15 protein-coding genes are annotated in these 14,662 nt (G+C 56.4%); 10 read left to right on the top strand and 5 right to left on the bottom strand.

Features of this window, described 5'->3' with window-relative positions:
• The first annotated feature begins 17 nt into the window (after positions 1-17).
• Complete coding sequence (locus P1U45_RS02090; protein WP_301057271.1) at positions 18-1,964, top strand: hypothetical protein; 1,947 nt, start codon at positions 18-20, stop codon at positions 1,962-1,964.
• Here P1U45_RS02090 and P1U45_RS02085 read toward each other — a convergent pair.
• Together P1U45_RS02085 and P1U45_RS02080 are read right to left on the bottom strand one after the other, a co-directional pair.
• On the bottom strand, positions 1,961-2,758 hold the full coding sequence (locus tag P1U45_RS02085) for a hypothetical protein (RefSeq protein WP_301057270.1): 798 nt from the start codon (positions 2,756-2,758) through the stop codon (positions 1,961-1,963). The two genes, P1U45_RS02090 and P1U45_RS02085, sit on opposite strands and share 4 nt — an antisense overlap.
• Before the next feature lie 100 nt (positions 2,759-2,858).
• Complete coding sequence (locus tag P1U45_RS02080) at positions 2,859-3,461, bottom strand: peroxiredoxin family protein (protein ID WP_293607797.1); 603 nt, start codon at positions 3,459-3,461, stop codon at positions 2,859-2,861.
• 249 nt (positions 3,462-3,710) lie between these two features.
• Between P1U45_RS02080 and P1U45_RS02075 the strand changes: the two genes are divergently transcribed.
• Positions 3,711-5,537 carry a protein-arginine deiminase domain-containing protein gene (locus tag P1U45_RS02075; protein ID WP_301057269.1) on the top strand — a complete coding sequence of 609 codons (1,827 nt, stop codon included), beginning with the start codon at positions 3,711-3,713 and terminating at the stop codon, positions 5,535-5,537.
• Positions 5,538-5,561: 24 nt separating this feature from the next.
• Here P1U45_RS02075 and bioB read toward each other — a convergent pair whose 3' ends face one another.
• The gene (gene bioB / locus P1U45_RS02070) at positions 5,562-6,533 is read right to left on the bottom strand and encodes a biotin synthase BioB (RefSeq protein WP_293607799.1); all 972 of its coding nucleotides are present in this window, start codon (positions 6,531-6,533) and stop codon (positions 5,562-5,564) included.
• 114 nt (positions 6,534-6,647) lie between these two features.
• Here bioB and P1U45_RS02065 point away from each other — a divergent pair, with 114 nt between their 5' ends.
• On the top strand, positions 6,648-7,292 hold the full coding sequence (locus P1U45_RS02065; protein WP_301057268.1) for a phosphoribosylanthranilate isomerase: 645 nt from the start codon (positions 6,648-6,650) through the stop codon (positions 7,290-7,292).
• 103 nt (positions 7,293-7,395) lie between these two features.
• Complete coding sequence (locus tag P1U45_RS02060) at positions 7,396-8,322, top strand: putative metalloprotease CJM1_0395 family protein (RefSeq protein ID WP_301057267.1); 927 nt, start codon at positions 7,396-7,398, stop codon at positions 8,320-8,322.
• Positions 8,323-8,340: 18 nt separating this feature from the next.
• On the opposite strand, the gene P1U45_RS02055 is transcribed toward P1U45_RS02060, so the two are convergent.
• Positions 8,341-9,015: an FAD-binding oxidoreductase gene (locus tag P1U45_RS02055; RefSeq protein WP_301057266.1), complete on the bottom strand. Its 675-nt coding sequence runs from the start codon at positions 9,013-9,015 to the stop codon at positions 8,341-8,343.
• Between the two features lie 181 nt (positions 9,016-9,196).
• On the opposite strand from P1U45_RS02055, the gene P1U45_RS02050 reads away from it, so the two are divergent.
• The 6 genes from P1U45_RS02050 (at position 9,197) to P1U45_RS02025 (ending at position 14,298) form a co-directional block, all read left to right on the top strand.
• The gene (locus tag P1U45_RS02050) at positions 9,197-9,574 is read left to right on the top strand and encodes a SnoaL-like domain-containing protein (protein ID WP_301057264.1); all 378 of its coding nucleotides are present in this window, start codon (positions 9,197-9,199) and stop codon (positions 9,572-9,574) included.
• Between the two features lie 67 nt (positions 9,575-9,641).
• The gene (trpB, locus tag P1U45_RS02045) at positions 9,642-10,853 is read left to right on the top strand and encodes a tryptophan synthase subunit beta (protein WP_301057263.1); all 1,212 of its coding nucleotides are present in this window, start codon (positions 9,642-9,644) and stop codon (positions 10,851-10,853) included.
• 22 nt (positions 10,854-10,875) lie between these two features.
• Positions 10,876-11,199, top strand: coding sequence for a divalent-cation tolerance protein CutA (cutA, locus tag P1U45_RS02040; RefSeq protein WP_293607805.1), 324 nt, complete (start codon positions 10,876-10,878; stop codon positions 11,197-11,199).
• Positions 11,199-12,029, top strand: a complete 831-nt coding sequence (trpA, locus tag P1U45_RS02035) for a tryptophan synthase subunit alpha (RefSeq protein WP_301057262.1) — start codon at positions 11,199-11,201, stop codon at positions 12,027-12,029. The genes cutA and trpA overlap by 1 nt, the downstream gene beginning before the upstream one ends.
• Positions 12,030-12,040: 11 nt before the next feature.
• Positions 12,041-12,985, top strand: coding sequence for an acetyl-CoA carboxylase carboxyltransferase subunit beta (locus tag P1U45_RS02030; protein WP_301057261.1), 945 nt, complete (start codon positions 12,041-12,043; stop codon positions 12,983-12,985).
• A 35-nt stretch (positions 12,986-13,020) separates the two neighbouring features.
• Positions 13,021-14,298 carry a folylpolyglutamate synthase/dihydrofolate synthase family protein gene (locus tag P1U45_RS02025; RefSeq protein ID WP_301057260.1) on the top strand — a complete coding sequence of 426 codons (1,278 nt, stop codon included), beginning with the start codon at positions 13,021-13,023 and terminating at the stop codon, positions 14,296-14,298.
• A 10-nt stretch (positions 14,299-14,308) separates the two neighbouring features.
• On the opposite strand, the gene trxA is transcribed toward P1U45_RS02025, so the two are convergent.
• Positions 14,309-14,632 (bottom strand): thioredoxin, encoded by a 324-nt coding sequence (trxA, locus tag P1U45_RS02020; protein ID WP_199285717.1) that lies wholly within the window; start codon positions 14,630-14,632, stop codon positions 14,309-14,311.
• Positions 14,633-14,662: the final 30 nt, after the last annotated feature.

The raw sequence follows: 14,662 nt of genomic DNA, 5'->3' as shown, positions 1-14,662 counted from the left end.
GAAACAGGAGCGCCTCATTGCTTAGCGAGTTGCATCAACGTCTAGTGACGGCCATCCGATCAAGTAACCTTGCTGAAATTTCGGGTGTGCGGGCACAGCTCGAAGATCTCGACCCGGACGGTGTTCAGACATTCCGCTCGCTTGCGTGGGAGGCCCAGCTTGAGGGGCGCTGGGAAGGTGCCATGCACGCCTGGTTGGCCGCTCACAGGGCCAAGCCCCGCAATCCGGCTCCGTTACTTGGGATTTTGCGCGCTGCATCCAAGGCGGGCCAGCTTTCCAGATTTGTTGAGGTTTACGATACGCTCGATCTGGATATGCGCTTCACCGTACTCAAAGAACTGACGACCAACCATATCATGTTCATTGAAAATGAGGTGGTGCACGACTTCTTCGACTATCTCGATGCGCATCCGCCGGCGTGTCCGCTTCTGACGCTTTGGGCTGCGGATCATAATGGCAGGCCTTTTGAAGAAGAAAACTCCGGCGCGTTTACACCGCAACTGGACGCCATGGGCGATCAGCTGACGCCTGATATGATGATCGAGATCGCGAAAATTCTGGTTCGTTTTCGTGAGTGGCAGGCTGCTGAAGACCTTGTACGCAAATGGCTTCAGACCGATGCCGCGAAAAACGGAGGGCGTAACCTCCGTGCTGAATTCGCTGTGGGCATGTCTGGGCTCATGCCTGAATATTTTGAGGCGCTGGACGTTCAGTCGGAAGGCCTGGTCGAAGCTCAGAAGAAGCGTGTCTGGATCATCGATACAGGTGCGATCCATTATCAGCATTCCCATCATCTGGCCTCACTGACGCATATGATTGGCTATCTGAATGGCGTGGGTATTGCGAGCGATGAGATCAGTGTGCTGACCTCGCTTGAAAGCCGTCAGGTCGATGAACTCGACGTTCTGCAATGTAACGAATTGTCCTTCCGGACTTATGCGGGCGTACCGCATGGCAACAAGCTGGGGCGGTTTCCCAACCGCATGAATAAATGGCTGCGTCAGGATCTGGAGCGACTCAATCCTGAAAAGGCTGATCTGATCGTCTTCAAGACGGTCACGCCAAGCATGCTCAAGGCTGTCTATAACTGGTTAGCTGAATGTGATGGCAAGCATGCATTCAGTGTGATTATCGATTTTCTGCCCGTCGCGTTTGTGCCAACGGAGCTTAACCGGGAAGCCAATGCACGCATGGCCGAGCTGGTGCTTCAGCCCTTCGATAAACTTGCCGAACTAAGAACGATCAGCGTGCTTATGCATTCTGAGTTCAGTGCTGTTTCCGAGCAACTCAGCGAACGTGATCCGCGCGGGCAGGTGTTCAAAAAAGCAGTATATCCTGTGGCATCGACGGCGCGTGCTCGCCGACGCCCGCGAGGAATTGAGGACGTGCCGCGTAAAATTCGGGTCGGCGTGATGGGCGCGACCCGCGAAGATAAGGGTTATGGCGTGCTGCCAGACCTTATATCGCTGGCGGATGATAGCAATTTTCCGGTCGAATGGCGGTTGCAGTTTGATAAGGTTCAGGCGCGCGATTTTCGTGACCAGCCCTTCATGCAGGCTGATATCGACAGGCTGGAGCAGGATCCAAACGTCACGATACGCTCCGGCTTCGCGACGCAGGATGAATACTATCGCGCTTTTGCAGGGTTAGACGTTGTGCTGTTGCCATATAGTGACCGGTATCAGTCTTCGTCATCCGGTATTATCATTGAGGCCATCGAGCTGAATGTTCTGCCGGTGGTGCCACACGGCAGCACGATGGAGCAGATCGCGAAAGTCGCCAACGCGCCGCACATCGCGATTGATGAGGTTTCCGCAGAAGCCATCTTCGCGGCGCTTAAGCAGTACTTCATCGATGCCGAAGACTTGCTTGCGATGTGGGAAACGTCTGATCTGTCAGCATATTATGTCGAGACGCCTATGACAGACTTTCTTCAGCGCGAAGGGCTTATCTCGACCGACTAGGCGTTCAGAAGTCGCTGGACGCGTGGTGGAATATCCCGGTCAGGGATCAGTTTCAGGCCTGTCCTCTGGCATAGTTCGGCGTAAACAGGAGAGTTCGCGAAGGCGAGAATGTCGCCATCTGACAATGCGCCCCACCGTGTCGGGCGCGGCGCCATTTCCTTGCCGAAGCGCCCGCTCTGGCCGGTATAATGTGGGCGATCATCCATCGGGCCGCCGAAATCGCCTTCAGCTTCAGACATGCCGGCGTAATCAAATACGGCGCGTTTGAACTTACCGGGCCGCACGCAGGCGTCATGGTAGTTCAGGTTCAGATCGCCTCTGAATTCGTTGAGGGCATGTACCTGAAGGTCGAGGAATTCATCGACACTCGCGCCCTCAAGCCAGTTTTTCAGCTTCATGCTTGTCCAGACTTCCAGCGGATCGCGGAAGGTGTAGATGCGCTTAATGTTGAAATGAGGCAGCAGAACTTCAGTCAGCCGGCTCTCTGATCGGCGGTTGACGATAATGTCCCGGTGATAATGGTCGCGCACAAACAGAACGCGGTTCTCGCGCTTGCAGATGTTCTGAATGGCACGGATTTCTTCGACGAAAACATGGTCGAATGCCGCCTGATCTTCGGGCGTGTCGAGGCCATAAGATTTGCGAAACTGGGAAATCGGGTTGAACGGCTGCGGCAGGTGCCGGTCCGGATGGATTTCACTCAGGACAACTGCGCGATCAATACCGCCGATAATGCGTGACAGCACCGTGCCGCCGGAACACGCAAAATGGTGAAGAGTGTAGATCGTATCCAAGAGAGCCCCCGAAATGATTTGGATCGGGAGGAAACTTCATCCGGTGGCGCTCTCAAGTCAACGCAGGAAGCGGCGATTTCGCCGCTTCCCTGTTTCTGCGTCAGCTCGCCAGTTCGCCGGCGGTTTCCAGAACCACATCTACAGGGGGGCGGTTCTGGTAGCCTTCCTCACGGAGCATGGCGAGTACTTCGCCTTCCGGAGAGAGGAAGATGATGGCTGGATGCGGGATGCCGTCATAGCGGCTACCTGCGGGTACTTCGGTGTTGCGAAGGTGGAACGCGTTGATCATCGCTGAATCGGTATCGGAGAGCAGCGTGTAAGGGATTTCGTTGTCGCCCGCATAATCACCGAGGGTCTCCGGATCATCGTAAGTGATGAGGTTCAGCTCCCAGCCGAGCTCGGCGAGCGGCGCAGCTGCATCTTTCAGATCAATCGCCTGGCGTTGGCAGAACGGGCACCAGTCCAGCGAGCGGGAGAAGACAATGACCGCTCCTGCTTCACCTGACAGGTTTGCCAGCGTTTGCGCCTCGCCCGCTGTAGAAAGCGCGGTGAAGTCAGCGAATGTGTCACCAACAGATGGACCAACATGCATCATCATCTGGTCTTCGTCGGCCATCGGGGCTTCGTCAGCCATGGCCTGTTGTGCGAGGGCTGCTGGGGCGGAAGCCGCGATCAGGGATGCGGCGAGGAATGTGCGGATCATGTGAAAACTCCGGTGTGTTTGGAGCCCTGACCCTAGGTGATGCCAGCCCCAAGCGCGAATAAACTCACGCTGACGAGCAATGACAGAGGTGTGAGGGCCGAGTGATGTGTTGCGCTTTGGACAGGCAAAACATGTCGGCGACAGGGCGAGGCGACGCTGTGAGCAGAATTTCTGTTCGCAATGACTTGCAGGGAGAAGAATGACATCGCTTAGTGCTTTCAAAATAAAACACTCTGCTTCGGGGCACTCATGTCTTCTATCCGCTCGGCGTCCGCACTTATGGGCACGCTCACCATTCTTCTTGCGGCCTGTTCGTCAGAGGAGCCTTTGACGGCTGCACCTGTTGAACCGGTAGCTACCATTCTTGCTGATACCAACCGGGATGGTCGCGTGAACGATCTCGATGCCGACGATAAGACGGACTGGTCTGCCGAACGCGGCGCAATCATTCTGGCCAACATCGGTGACACTGCAGGGCGCTGCGCAGGACCGGATGACGACAGCCTGAGCGATGACGAGCTGGAAGCCTGCCATGATGCATCGGATGATTTGCCTCATGCGCCGGACTATTTTGCGCCCGTGCGAACGCTGCCCGTCAACGGATTGAGCGATGATGCTTTTGGCACCGTTGCGGCGGTTGGTGTGGGCTATGAGAATATCCGTATCTTCATTCGCCGTGAGGACGGCTGGGAGTATTTCACGCGCGACATGCAGCTCTCTGCTGAAGAGCTGAGTACGGGCCTGACATTCGGTGTCGATTCCCGTGACATTATCCGCAGCGAAGACATCTGGAATGGCGTGACTACGCTCGAGTTCACCGTGACAGATGGCGCTGACGTTTTGACAGACCGTGTTACCATGCGTGTCGCGCCGGTGGTTATTCATAACCATCTGGAGCGGGCGAACGAAGTCTATGTGCCGCAAAGCGACCTCCCCGTGCATCGTGAGTTCGTTGATGATCTCGCCGGTGCGCTGACAGAAGCGGGCTTCACGGCGCCGCTCGCTCGTTTCGACACCATCGACAATTGGGCGCAGGACTTTGTCGAGTTCGGCTATATGAGCATGCCCGCCCCTGACGGTGAGGCGAAGATTATCCGCGTCGCGATCCGCTCGCCGCAGCCAACGCGTTCTGCCGGTCGCTCGCTCTTTGCGCTGAAAGGGCCGGGCTTTGGCGTGGTTCAGACAGGCGGCGACAATTACCATCAGGCCGACTCCTTCGGTAATCTGGAGACGATCCCGCCATACGAGCTGGACGGAGTGTCTTATCCGGCAGGCCGTGTGATTTATGGCGATGCAGGCGATGGTTATGCGCCGCATTCCGATTTTACGAACTTCTTTGACGCGCAATGGGTGCAGGAGCCTGTCGTGCTCGACACCTCCTGGCTGATCATCGCGCATGTGGACGAATTCGTTCAGTTCCTGCCTGCTGATAATGCCTATGGCTGGACGATTGCGATCAAAGACGTTCCAGCGGCGTTTGAGGTGCTCCGCGAGGCGCAGGCGGCAGGGCATGGAGAGGCGCAGGTTTTCTCGCATCCTGAAGCGCCGCAAATGACAATTGATGAACTGCTCGCCGATGAAGCCTTTAGTGAAGATAATGAGCTCGCACGCCGCCGTGTTGAGCTGAACCTGCAAATTCTGCTCGCAGAGACGGGGCTGCCGGAAAGTGAGGTCGTGCGCATTCCAGGCTTGTTCGAGTATTCAGGATTTTCAGATGTCGCGCCGCATCCGGGCGTGCGTGACGAACAGCCCCTTCGTCCATCCGATAATAGTATGGCGGACGCTGAAGTGACGCCGCGCGAATACATCACCTATTCTCAGGGACATATGATCGCCTTCTATCCAGCGGCCGTGAACGGGCTCTTGCTGGACCGCGAGAACTATATTCCGCCCAAGCAATGGGGGCCGGTGATTGATGGCGTCGACATTATGGAGGCTGCAGTCACCGAGGCCTATGCTGAAGCAGGTATCACCGTGTGGTCGATCGATGACTGGCTGTCCCACCATTGGTGGGGCGGGGAGGTGCATTGCGGCACCAATGTCACGCGCGACACAACAGGCCTCTGGTGGGACTAGCCCACCAGAACGCCGCGGGCTTTCTTAAACTTGCATCACGTCGCGGGCGACGGCTTCAAAGCCGGTATTCTTCAGAAGTGACGCGTCACGGTCTTCGCCCGGATTGTCGGTCGTCAGAAGACGTGCGCCCACGAATATGGAGTTCGCGCCCGCAAGCAGACAGAGCGCCTGTTCGCCTTCGCTCATGCCTTCGCGGCCAGCGGAAAGACGTACCCAGCTTTTCGGGAAGACAACGCGGCAAACGGCAATCGCGCGCGCCATTTCAGTAACTGAGATTTCAGGAGAATCACCGAGCGGCGTGCCTTCGATCGGTACGAGCATGTTGATCGGAACGCTCTCCGGATGCGGCGTGAGTTGTGCCAGCTCATGGATGAGGCCAATGCGGTCCTCACGGCTTTCGCCCATGCCGAGAATACCGCCAACGCAGAGGTTCAGGCCAGCCTCACGCGCTTTGCCAAGCGTATCGATCCGGTCCTCATAGGTGCGGGTGGTGACGACCTTGTCGTAATATTCGCGCGAGGTATCGAGATTGTGGTTGTAGTAATCGAGCCCGGCCTCAGCGAGCTTTTCAGCCTGTCCTTCGCCGAGCATGCCGAGCGTTACGCAGGTTTCCATGCCTTCGGCTTTTACCGCGCGGATCATGTCAGCAACTTTTGGCAGGTCGCGATCTTTCAGTTCGCGCCAGGCTGCGCCCATGCAGAACCGGTCTGCGCCGCCTGCTTTGGCTTCGCGTGCGGCTTCAACGACCTCGTTGAGTGGCATCAGCTTGGAAGCTTCAAGGCCGGTATCGAAATGCGCTGACTGGCTGCAATAGCCGCAGTTTTCCGCGCAGCCGCCTGTCTTGATAGACAGAAGCTGGGATTTCTGGATTTTGCCGTCAGCCCAGTTGGCCTGTTTCACAGCCAGCGCTCTGCCGATCAGCGTGTCGAGAGGCAGCTCGTAAAGCGCTTTAATCTCGTCGCGGCTCCAGTCATGGCGGGGCATATCAAAAGGCATGGCTCAAATCCTGTACTCAAAACATGGTTCAGCGGGCATGTTTTGCGTGAGGCATCGCTAAAAGCAAGACCCAGACGGATTGACCTTCATCACTTCTACCGCACATGAAGGGCCATGAGTGAGACTGATATCAAAATCTGTGGCCTGAAAGAGCGGGGCAGTGTGCGTGAGGCGATCAAAGCCGGAGCGCGCTGGGTCGGCTTTGTTCATTTTGAAAAAAGCCCGCGCCATGTGCTGCGCAGTGAGGGGGCTGAACTTGTGGCCTCGGTCAAGTCGATCAACCCTGATGTTGAGACGGTCATCCTGCTCGTAAATCCGACGGTGGATGAGGCTGTCAGTCTTGCCGACGAATGGGGTGTCGATCACATCCAGCTTCATGGCTCTGAGGACAACCAGCTGATTTCAGATATCCGTGCGCGTCGCCAAAGCGGTGAGATATGGAAGGCGCTGCCGGTCTCTGCGCCCGTTGACCTTGAGGCTGTTGCCGACTTTCCGGCAGCTGACCGGTTTCTGTTCGATGCAAAACCACCAAAAGATGCAGACAGGCCCGGCGGTTGGGGCCACAGCTTTGACTGGACCATACTGAAAGATTTCTCCTGTGACCGTCCATGGTTGCTGGCAGGTGGGCTTAATCCTGACAATGTTGCAGAGGCCGTAGAGACTTCGGGCGCGAAGGCGGTCGATGTCTCTTCCGGTGTGGAGTCCGAAAAGGGCGTGAAAGACGTTGTGCTGATTAAATCTTTCTGCGGAAAGTTATAGTTATCGGACCATGAATCCATCGACCCAAAATTACCTCCGGCCGGTCAGGGCTGATGAAGACTGAACATGTATACTTGGCACTCTTTCGACCTTCGGGATTGCCATGCAGATCAGCAGTTCGCCGCAGACATCGTTTATTCCTCTGCCGACAGGAAACCCTGCCGCGCAGACGCCTGCGTCGACGCCGCCTCCATCCGCAATCAATCCGGTTGACCGTGTCGAAATCTCTGACGCGGCACTCCAGGCTGCGGACTCCACGCAGGTGCAAGTGACGAAAGTCACCGAGACGCAGACCACGGTGAAAGCCGAAGAATGCCCTGAATGCGCTGCTGGTATCTGCAATAGCTGCGGCGACAAAAGCACCAAAGCCAAGAACGAACTGAGTGACGAAGAGCAGGCGCAGGTTAAAGATCTGAAAGAACGCGACGCTGAAGTCCGCGCACACGAGGCAGCGCACGCCGCAACAGGTGGTAGCTTTGCCGGTTCCCCGTCTTATGAATATCAGGTCGGGCCTGACGGAAAGCGCTATGCGGTTGGCGGTGAGGTGAAAATTGACACCGCGCCGGTCGAAGGCGATCCGCAGGCCACGATCCAGAAACTGCAGCAGGTTCAGGCCGCGGCGCTCGCGCCAGCAGAACCATCAGATCAGGATCGTAAAGTTGCTCAGGCCGCCGCTGCGGCTTTGCGTGAAGCCCAATCAGAACTCGCCGCGGAGTCGCGCGCTGAACGCACTGGCGAGGCAGGTGAGGGTGAGCCGATCGAGGGAGTGGAGCCGTTGGATGCTGCACCGCCGGCGGACGTTAGCCCTGCAGCTGAGAATGGCGGAAAGGCATCCGGTCAGGATAAGCCATCCGGCCTTGATGCAGCATCTGCTCAGAGGTCCGGCGAGCCGCCACGCGATGATGATCGCGACAGCGCAGACGCCCGCTCCGATGAGGTTCGTGAAAACGGGCGCGAGCTGAACGCTATTTTACAGCAGCAGATCCAGACGGCAGCTGCGAGCTATCAGAAAATCGCCGCGCTGGCATAACCAACGCGGCGCGACTGTTTACTCGAAATCTTCGTGGATGATGCGCTCATCCTCAATGCCGAAGCTTTTGAGCGTCTTTGAAATCTCGTCCACCATTTTATCCGGTCCGCAAATGTAGAATTTGCCGAGCGTCGGATCGACATGGTCTTTCAGAAAGTCTTTATCGACGAATTCTGTATGGACTGACGCATCGTCCTGATCGGTCACGGTGAAGATGGTTTTCAGCCCTTGCATGCTCTCAAACTCTTTCCGGAGAATGATGTCCTTCTCGGTAGAGTTTGAGAAAATCAGCGTACAGCCTGCGAGCGTGCCTTTTTTCTCGAGGCGTTCGCGCAGGATCGCAATGAAGGGCGTGATGCCTGCACCGCCTGCGATGAACGTGCCCGGGCCCTCATCTTCGATAGCGCCCCACGGGTCCTCGATGAGGGCCTTATCGCCGGGCTCCATTTTGGCGATCTGCTCTGTCACGCCGTTATGGTCCGGATAGGATTTGATGACGAATTCCAGCGTGTCCTTTTCAGGCAGGCTGGTGAAAGTGAAGGGGCGCTGCTCGTCGCGCCAGCCGTCTTTGTCGAGTGCAAAATCTGTCGCCTGACCCGGCTCGAAATCAAAATTGTCCGGACGGGTGAAGACCAGATGATGGGTGTCGTGCGTTACGGGTTCGATTGATTTCAGCGTGATCTGGTGTGTCAAATCTTGCTCCATTTTTTGCGTGTATCTGACAGTTCAACGCGAAGGGGCGGCGCAGAGTTCCGGAAAACCCGCCAGCTGACACTTGTGAGTAACGTCGCAAACGCAAATATATGTTCTTGTTTTGTTCCTTTTTCGGAGTCAGGATGAGGCCTCAGGAGAAGCTGCTAAGGGACGCACGCAAATGTTCAATCCGGTACTGGTAACCGTTGCCAATCAACTGATCGATTTCTGCAATAAGGGTGAAGAAGCCGAAGCGCTCGCCACGCTGTATGATGAAGGGGTGGTTTCGGTCGAAGCCGCGGCCATGCCCGGCATGGAGCGTGAGACCTATGGCCTTGGAGATCTTAAAGCCAAGCATGACTGGTGGAACAATGCTCACGAAGTTCACGAGACAAAAGCCGAAGGGCCGTTCTGCTTCGGGGACAATCAGTTCACGGTGATTTTCAATATGGATTTTACCGATAAAGAGAGCGGAGAGCGCACCAAGGCACGTGAAATTGCGCTTTATTCCGTGCTTGATGGTAAAATAACTCGCGAGGAATTCTTCTACGAGGCCTAGTCTGTCTTGACGTCGGGGCTATGTGGGAGGACTAAAGGCCCCTGACGTACAGAGGACATGTCTGAAGATGGATCTACGCAATACCTGGGATAAATGGCCGGACGCGAATGGCCGCTTTGGTGAATTCGGCGGGCGTTATGTTGCTGAAACGCTGATGCCGCTCATTCTGGATCTGGAAAAAGAATACCGGGCCGCTCAGAAGGACCCGGAATTTCAGGCTCAGATGGATGACCTCTGGAAGCACTATGTCGGCCGTCCGTCTCCGCTCTATTTCGCAGAGCGTCTGACCGATCATTTCGGCGGCGCGAAGATCTACTTCAAACGCGACGAGCTGAACCACACTGGCGCGCACAAGATCAATAACTGCCTCGGGCAGGTTCTGCTTGCGATGCGTATGGGCAAAAAGCGTATCATCGCGGAAACCGGTGCAGGCCAGCACGGCGTCGCGACAGCGACTGTCTGTGCGCGCTTCGGCCTGCAATGTGTTGTCTTCATGGGTGCAACAGACGTTGAGCGCCAGAAGCCGAACGTTTTCCGTATGCGTCTGCTGGGCGCCGAGATTGTTCCCGTTGAGAGCGGCACGGGTACGCTGAAAGATGCGATGAACGAAGCGCTGCGCGACTGGGTGACCAACGTTGATGACACCTTCTATTGCATTGGCACGGCGGCTGGTCCGCACCCGTATCCGGAACTCGTCCGCGACTTCCAGTCCATCATTGGCCGCGAAGCCAAGGAGCAAATGTTGGAACGTGAAGGCCGTCTGCCGGACGCCGTTATGGCGTGTATCGGTGGCGGGTCTAACGCGATCGGGCTGTTCCACCCGTTTGTGGAAGATGAAGGCGTTCGCCTGATTGGTGTTGAAGCCTCCGGCCACGGCGTTGATACCGGCATGCACGCAGCTGCGCTGAATGGTGGCAAGCCAGGTATTCTGCATGGCAACCGCACATATCTTCTTCAGGATGATGACGGCCAGATCATCGATGCGCACTCGATCTCGGCTGGTCTCGACTATCCGGGTATCGGTCCTGAGCACGCCTTCCTGCGCGATTCAGGTCGAGCTGAATATCTGACATGTACCGATGACGAAGCGCTTGAAGCCTTCCAGCTTTGTACGCGTCTTGAAGGTATCATTCCGGCGCTCGAACCATCTCACGCGCTTGCCCGTATTGGCGAGGTCGCCAAAGAGATGGGACCTGACCAGATTATCATCATGAACCTCTGCGGTCGCGGCGATAAGGATATCTTTTCTGTTGCCGGTCATCTTGGCATCGATATGTAACGCCGCCCCGTCTGGAGCGATCATGACTGATATTATTCTCATACGTGTGAACTGCCCCTCGCAGGAGCTGGCACACAAGCTGGCGTCATCCTGTGTGGATGGCCGCCTTGTGGCCTGTGCCAATATTGAGGGGCCAGTCCGCTCGGTCTATCGCTGGGACGGTGTCGTCCAGCAGGATGAAGAGTTCGTGCTGGTGCTTAAAACCCGCAAAGACCAGTGGAACGCTGTCCATGAATTGGTGACGGCGCTGCACCCGTCTGACACCCCCGCCATTCTTGCTACGCCTTGCGTATCAGCAAATCCCCGTTATGAAGCGTGGCTTCTAGAAAACACCAGGTCCAATTAATGCCAGTTTCCCGTATTTCCGCTGCATTCGACAAAGCCCGGTCTGACGGCCGCTCTGCGCTGGTCTCTTACGTCATGGCTGGCGACCCTGATCTGGAAACCAGCTATCAGGTGCTGAACGCGCTCGTCGAGAACGGCGCTGACGTCATCGAGCTTGGTGCGCCGTTTACAGACCCGATGGCGGATGGCCCGTCTATCCAGCGTGCCGGTCAGCGCAGCCTGAAAGCAGGCACAACGCTGAAAGACGTTCTGGCGCTGGCCAAGCGCTTTCGCGAAACGAACCAGACGACGCCGCTTATCCTTATGGGTTATGCAAACCCGGTTCACCTGATGGGCTATGAGACGTTTGCGGACGCGGCGAGCGATGCAGGCATTGACGGTACGATCATTGTCGACCTTCCACCGGAAGAAGATATGCCTCTGCGCGAGGCGTATGCGGCGTCTGAGCTGGCGGTTATCCGTCTGGCCACACCGACGACGCATGAAGCCCGTATGAAAACCGTCGCAGACGGTGCCAGCGGCTTCCTTTATTACGTGTCTGTTACGGGTGTAACGGGTGCGAAAAAACCTGTTGCCAGCGACATTGCGCCGGGCGTCCAGTCAGCTCAACGCATCTCCGGCCTTCCCGTATGCGTTGGTTTTGGTATAAAAACAGGTGAGCAGGCTCGTGAAATGGCAGCGATCAGCGATGGCGTTGTGGTTGGATCGGCCTTCGTTGATATTATATCTGAGATGGAGCAGGGTAAGTCACGTGAAGAGATTGTTGAGTCGGTTGCCCGTCTCACACGTGAACTGAGCTCTGGTCTAAACAGAAATGGCGGCGTCGCTTGACGGAGAAACGCATGAACTGGCTTTCCAATATCAGCCCACCGGGCCTCAAATCGGTATTTGGTAAGCGTGAAACACCTGACAATCTCTGGGTAAAATGCCCGAAATCAGGTGAGCTTATCTTTAAACCAGACCTCGAAGCGAGCTACTGGGTAACACCTTCAGGCGCACACCTGCGCGTCGGACCGCTGGTCCGCTTTCGCGCCCTGTTCGACGACCAGAAATGGGAAGCGATTGAACTGCCGGACGTGCCGCGTGACCCGCTCAAATTCAAAGACGACAAGCGGTATGTTGACCGTCTGAAAGGCGCAAAAGCCAAGATTTCGGAACGCAATAAAGCTGATCCGAATGGCGAAAACATCATTCAGGATGACTGTATGGCTGCTGCGATCGGCCTGATCGGCGGCAAGCCGGCAGTGGTTCTGGTGCAGGATTTTGCATTCATGGGCGGATCGCTTGGCATGGCTGCCGGTGAGGCTTTCATCAAAGCGGCTGAAACAGCGGTTGCCCGCGATGCAGCTCTGATCGTCTGCACGGCATCTGGTGGCGCGCGTATGCAAGAGGGCACGCTGTCTCTTATGCAGATGCCGCGCACGACGCTCGCAATCGACGATGTCCGTGAAGCTGGCCTGCCATATCTCGTGGTTCTGACAGACCCGACGTCTGGCGGTGTATCTGCGTCCTACGCGATGCTGGGCGATGTGCACCTTGCAGAGCCGGAAGCCATGATTGCGTTCTCCGGTCCGCGTGTGATCGAGCAGACAATCCGCCAGAAACTGCCGGAAGGCTTCCAGCGTTCTGAGTTCCTGAAGGATAAAGGCGTCGTGGATATGGTCGTTGACCGCCGCGAAATGGGCAAGGTCATCGGCAGCATTCTGGGCCACCTTATGTCCCGCCGCAAAAGCTCGTCCAAAGGCGTGCCGCCCGTATCCCAGCCGCGCGTAGACGTCGTCGAGTAGCTATTGGGGGCAAAGCCCTGACTGATACATCCAGTGTGCTGACAGACCTTCTGTCAGCCTATGATGCACTCCCAAAACCGAGCGTTTTCAAACTGACGACAGAACCAGTGCAGCGGGTTCTGGAGCGGCTTGGCCGTCCGCAAGATAAAATGCCGCCTGCGATCCATGTCGCCGGTACGAATGGCAAAGGCTCTACCACAGCCTTTATGCGCGCCATTGCCGAAGCACACGGGCTGAAAGTGCATGTCGATACGTCACCTCATCTGGTTCGCGTGAATGAGCGTATCCGTATCGCCGGAGAGCTTATCTCTGATGCGTATCTGATGGAGCTTTCAAAACGTGTGCTTGAGGCGAATGCTGGCGAGCCGTTATCCTTCTTTGAAGGCATGACCTGCGTTGCCTATCTGGCCTTCGCCGAGAATCCGGCTGACCTGACGCTGGTTGAAGTCGGGCTTGGTGGCCGGTTTGATTCCACTAATGTGATCGATCATCCGGCAGCCTGCGTGATCACGCCGATCGATATCGACCATAAGGAATTTCTGGGTCGCCATATCTGCCAGATCGCCTGGGAAAAAGCGGGCATTATCAAGAAGGATGCGCCTGTTTGCACTGGCGGTCAGGCGCCCGATGTTTTGCGCACGCTGAAAGCCGAAGCGATCTATAAGGGTGCGCCGTTCCACGCCGTGGCGGATGCTGGTGAAGCGCGCGTCGAGGGTGACCGCATTTCCATGCAAATCGACGACCTTATGCTTGAGGGCGTCGAACTTGGCCTGAAAGGCCCGCATCAGGTTTCAAACTCCATGCTCGCTTTGCTGGGGCTGAAGCGTGCCGGCGTGTTTGAACTGACGCCTGAGAATACGCTGAAAGGCCTCAAAGCCGTAGAATGGCCGGCGCGCATGCAGACGCTGGCGGATGGCCCGCTAACGCGCCAGCTTCCGGGTAAAACGGTTATTCTGGATGGCGGGCACAACCCGCACGCCGCAGCAGCGGTCGCAAAATCCATCGCGCCTTATGCGCCTATGCCGGTGGCATTTGGCATGCTGAAGAATAAGGATGCCAGATCCTATCTTGCAGACCTTGCGCCGATGATCAGCCATCTGGCCTGCATTCCAATGCAGACCAGCCAGAATGGCGCCGACCCGAACACACTTTGCGAGATTGCAAAATCACTCGGCATTCCGGCGACTGCTTTCGCCAACATTGATGAGGCGCTCACACGTCTCGCCCAAGAAAAAAGCGACCACGCATTGATTTGCGGATCGCTTTATCTTGCCGGTGATATTCTGCGCCTGAACGGCGAAGTGATCGACTGAAACCTGCCGATCAAGCGGTTTCGGATTTGATCCACTCTTCCAGCTTGTCTTTGCTCATGTCACCAAGGTGCGTAGCTGTAACCTTGCCGTTCTTGAACAGGATGAGTGTTGGCAGACCGCGCACGCCGAACTTCGTCATAGTGATCGGGTTCTCGTCTACGTTCAGCTTGGCAACTTTGACTTTGCCAGACATTTCTTCTGCAACGCGCTCAACGTTCGGTGAGAGCTTTTTACAAGGCACACACCATTCCGCCCAGAAGTCCACTACTACAGGAACCTCAGAAGCCAGGACTTCGGTGTCAAAAGTATCGTCGTTAATCTCAAGCGCCGCCATTTGCGTCTCCGTCATCTAGTTAGCGATGGG

This window comes from Ponticaulis sp., assembly GCF_029210165.1.
GTDB lineage: Bacteria > Pseudomonadota > Alphaproteobacteria > Caulobacterales > Hyphomonadaceae > Ponticaulis.
Note: the sequence above shows the minus strand (reverse complement) of the source record. Positions and strands in the feature narration are given on the sequence as shown.

Coding starts and splice junctions, on each gene's coding strand:
- P1U45_RS02080 (WP_293607797.1), bottom strand. CDS start 3,461: ATGATCCGCACATTCCTCGCCGCATCCCTGATCGCGGCTTCCGCCCCA.
- P1U45_RS02075 (WP_301057269.1), top strand. CDS start 3,711: ATGTCTTCTATCCGCTCGGCGTCCGCACTTATGGGCACGCTCACCATT.
- bioB (WP_293607799.1), bottom strand. CDS start 6,533: ATGCCTTTTGATATGCCCCGCCATGACTGGAGCCGCGACGAGATTAAA.
- P1U45_RS02065 (WP_301057268.1), top strand. CDS start 6,648: ATGAGTGAGACTGATATCAAAATCTGTGGCCTGAAAGAGCGGGGCAGT.
- P1U45_RS02060 (WP_301057267.1), top strand. CDS start 7,396: ATGCAGATCAGCAGTTCGCCGCAGACATCGTTTATTCCTCTGCCGACA.
- P1U45_RS02050 (WP_301057264.1), top strand. CDS start 9,197: ATGTTCAATCCGGTACTGGTAACCGTTGCCAATCAACTGATCGATTTC.
- trpB (WP_301057263.1), top strand. CDS start 9,642: ATGGATCTACGCAATACCTGGGATAAATGGCCGGACGCGAATGGCCGC.
- cutA (WP_293607805.1), top strand. CDS start 10,876: ATGACTGATATTATTCTCATACGTGTGAACTGCCCCTCGCAGGAGCTG.
- trpA (WP_301057262.1), top strand. CDS start 11,199: ATGCCAGTTTCCCGTATTTCCGCTGCATTCGACAAAGCCCGGTCTGAC.
- P1U45_RS02030 (WP_301057261.1), top strand. CDS start 12,041: ATGAACTGGCTTTCCAATATCAGCCCACCGGGCCTCAAATCGGTATTT.
- trxA (WP_199285717.1), bottom strand. CDS start 14,632: ATGGCGGCGCTTGAGATTAACGACGATACTTTTGACACCGAAGTCCTG.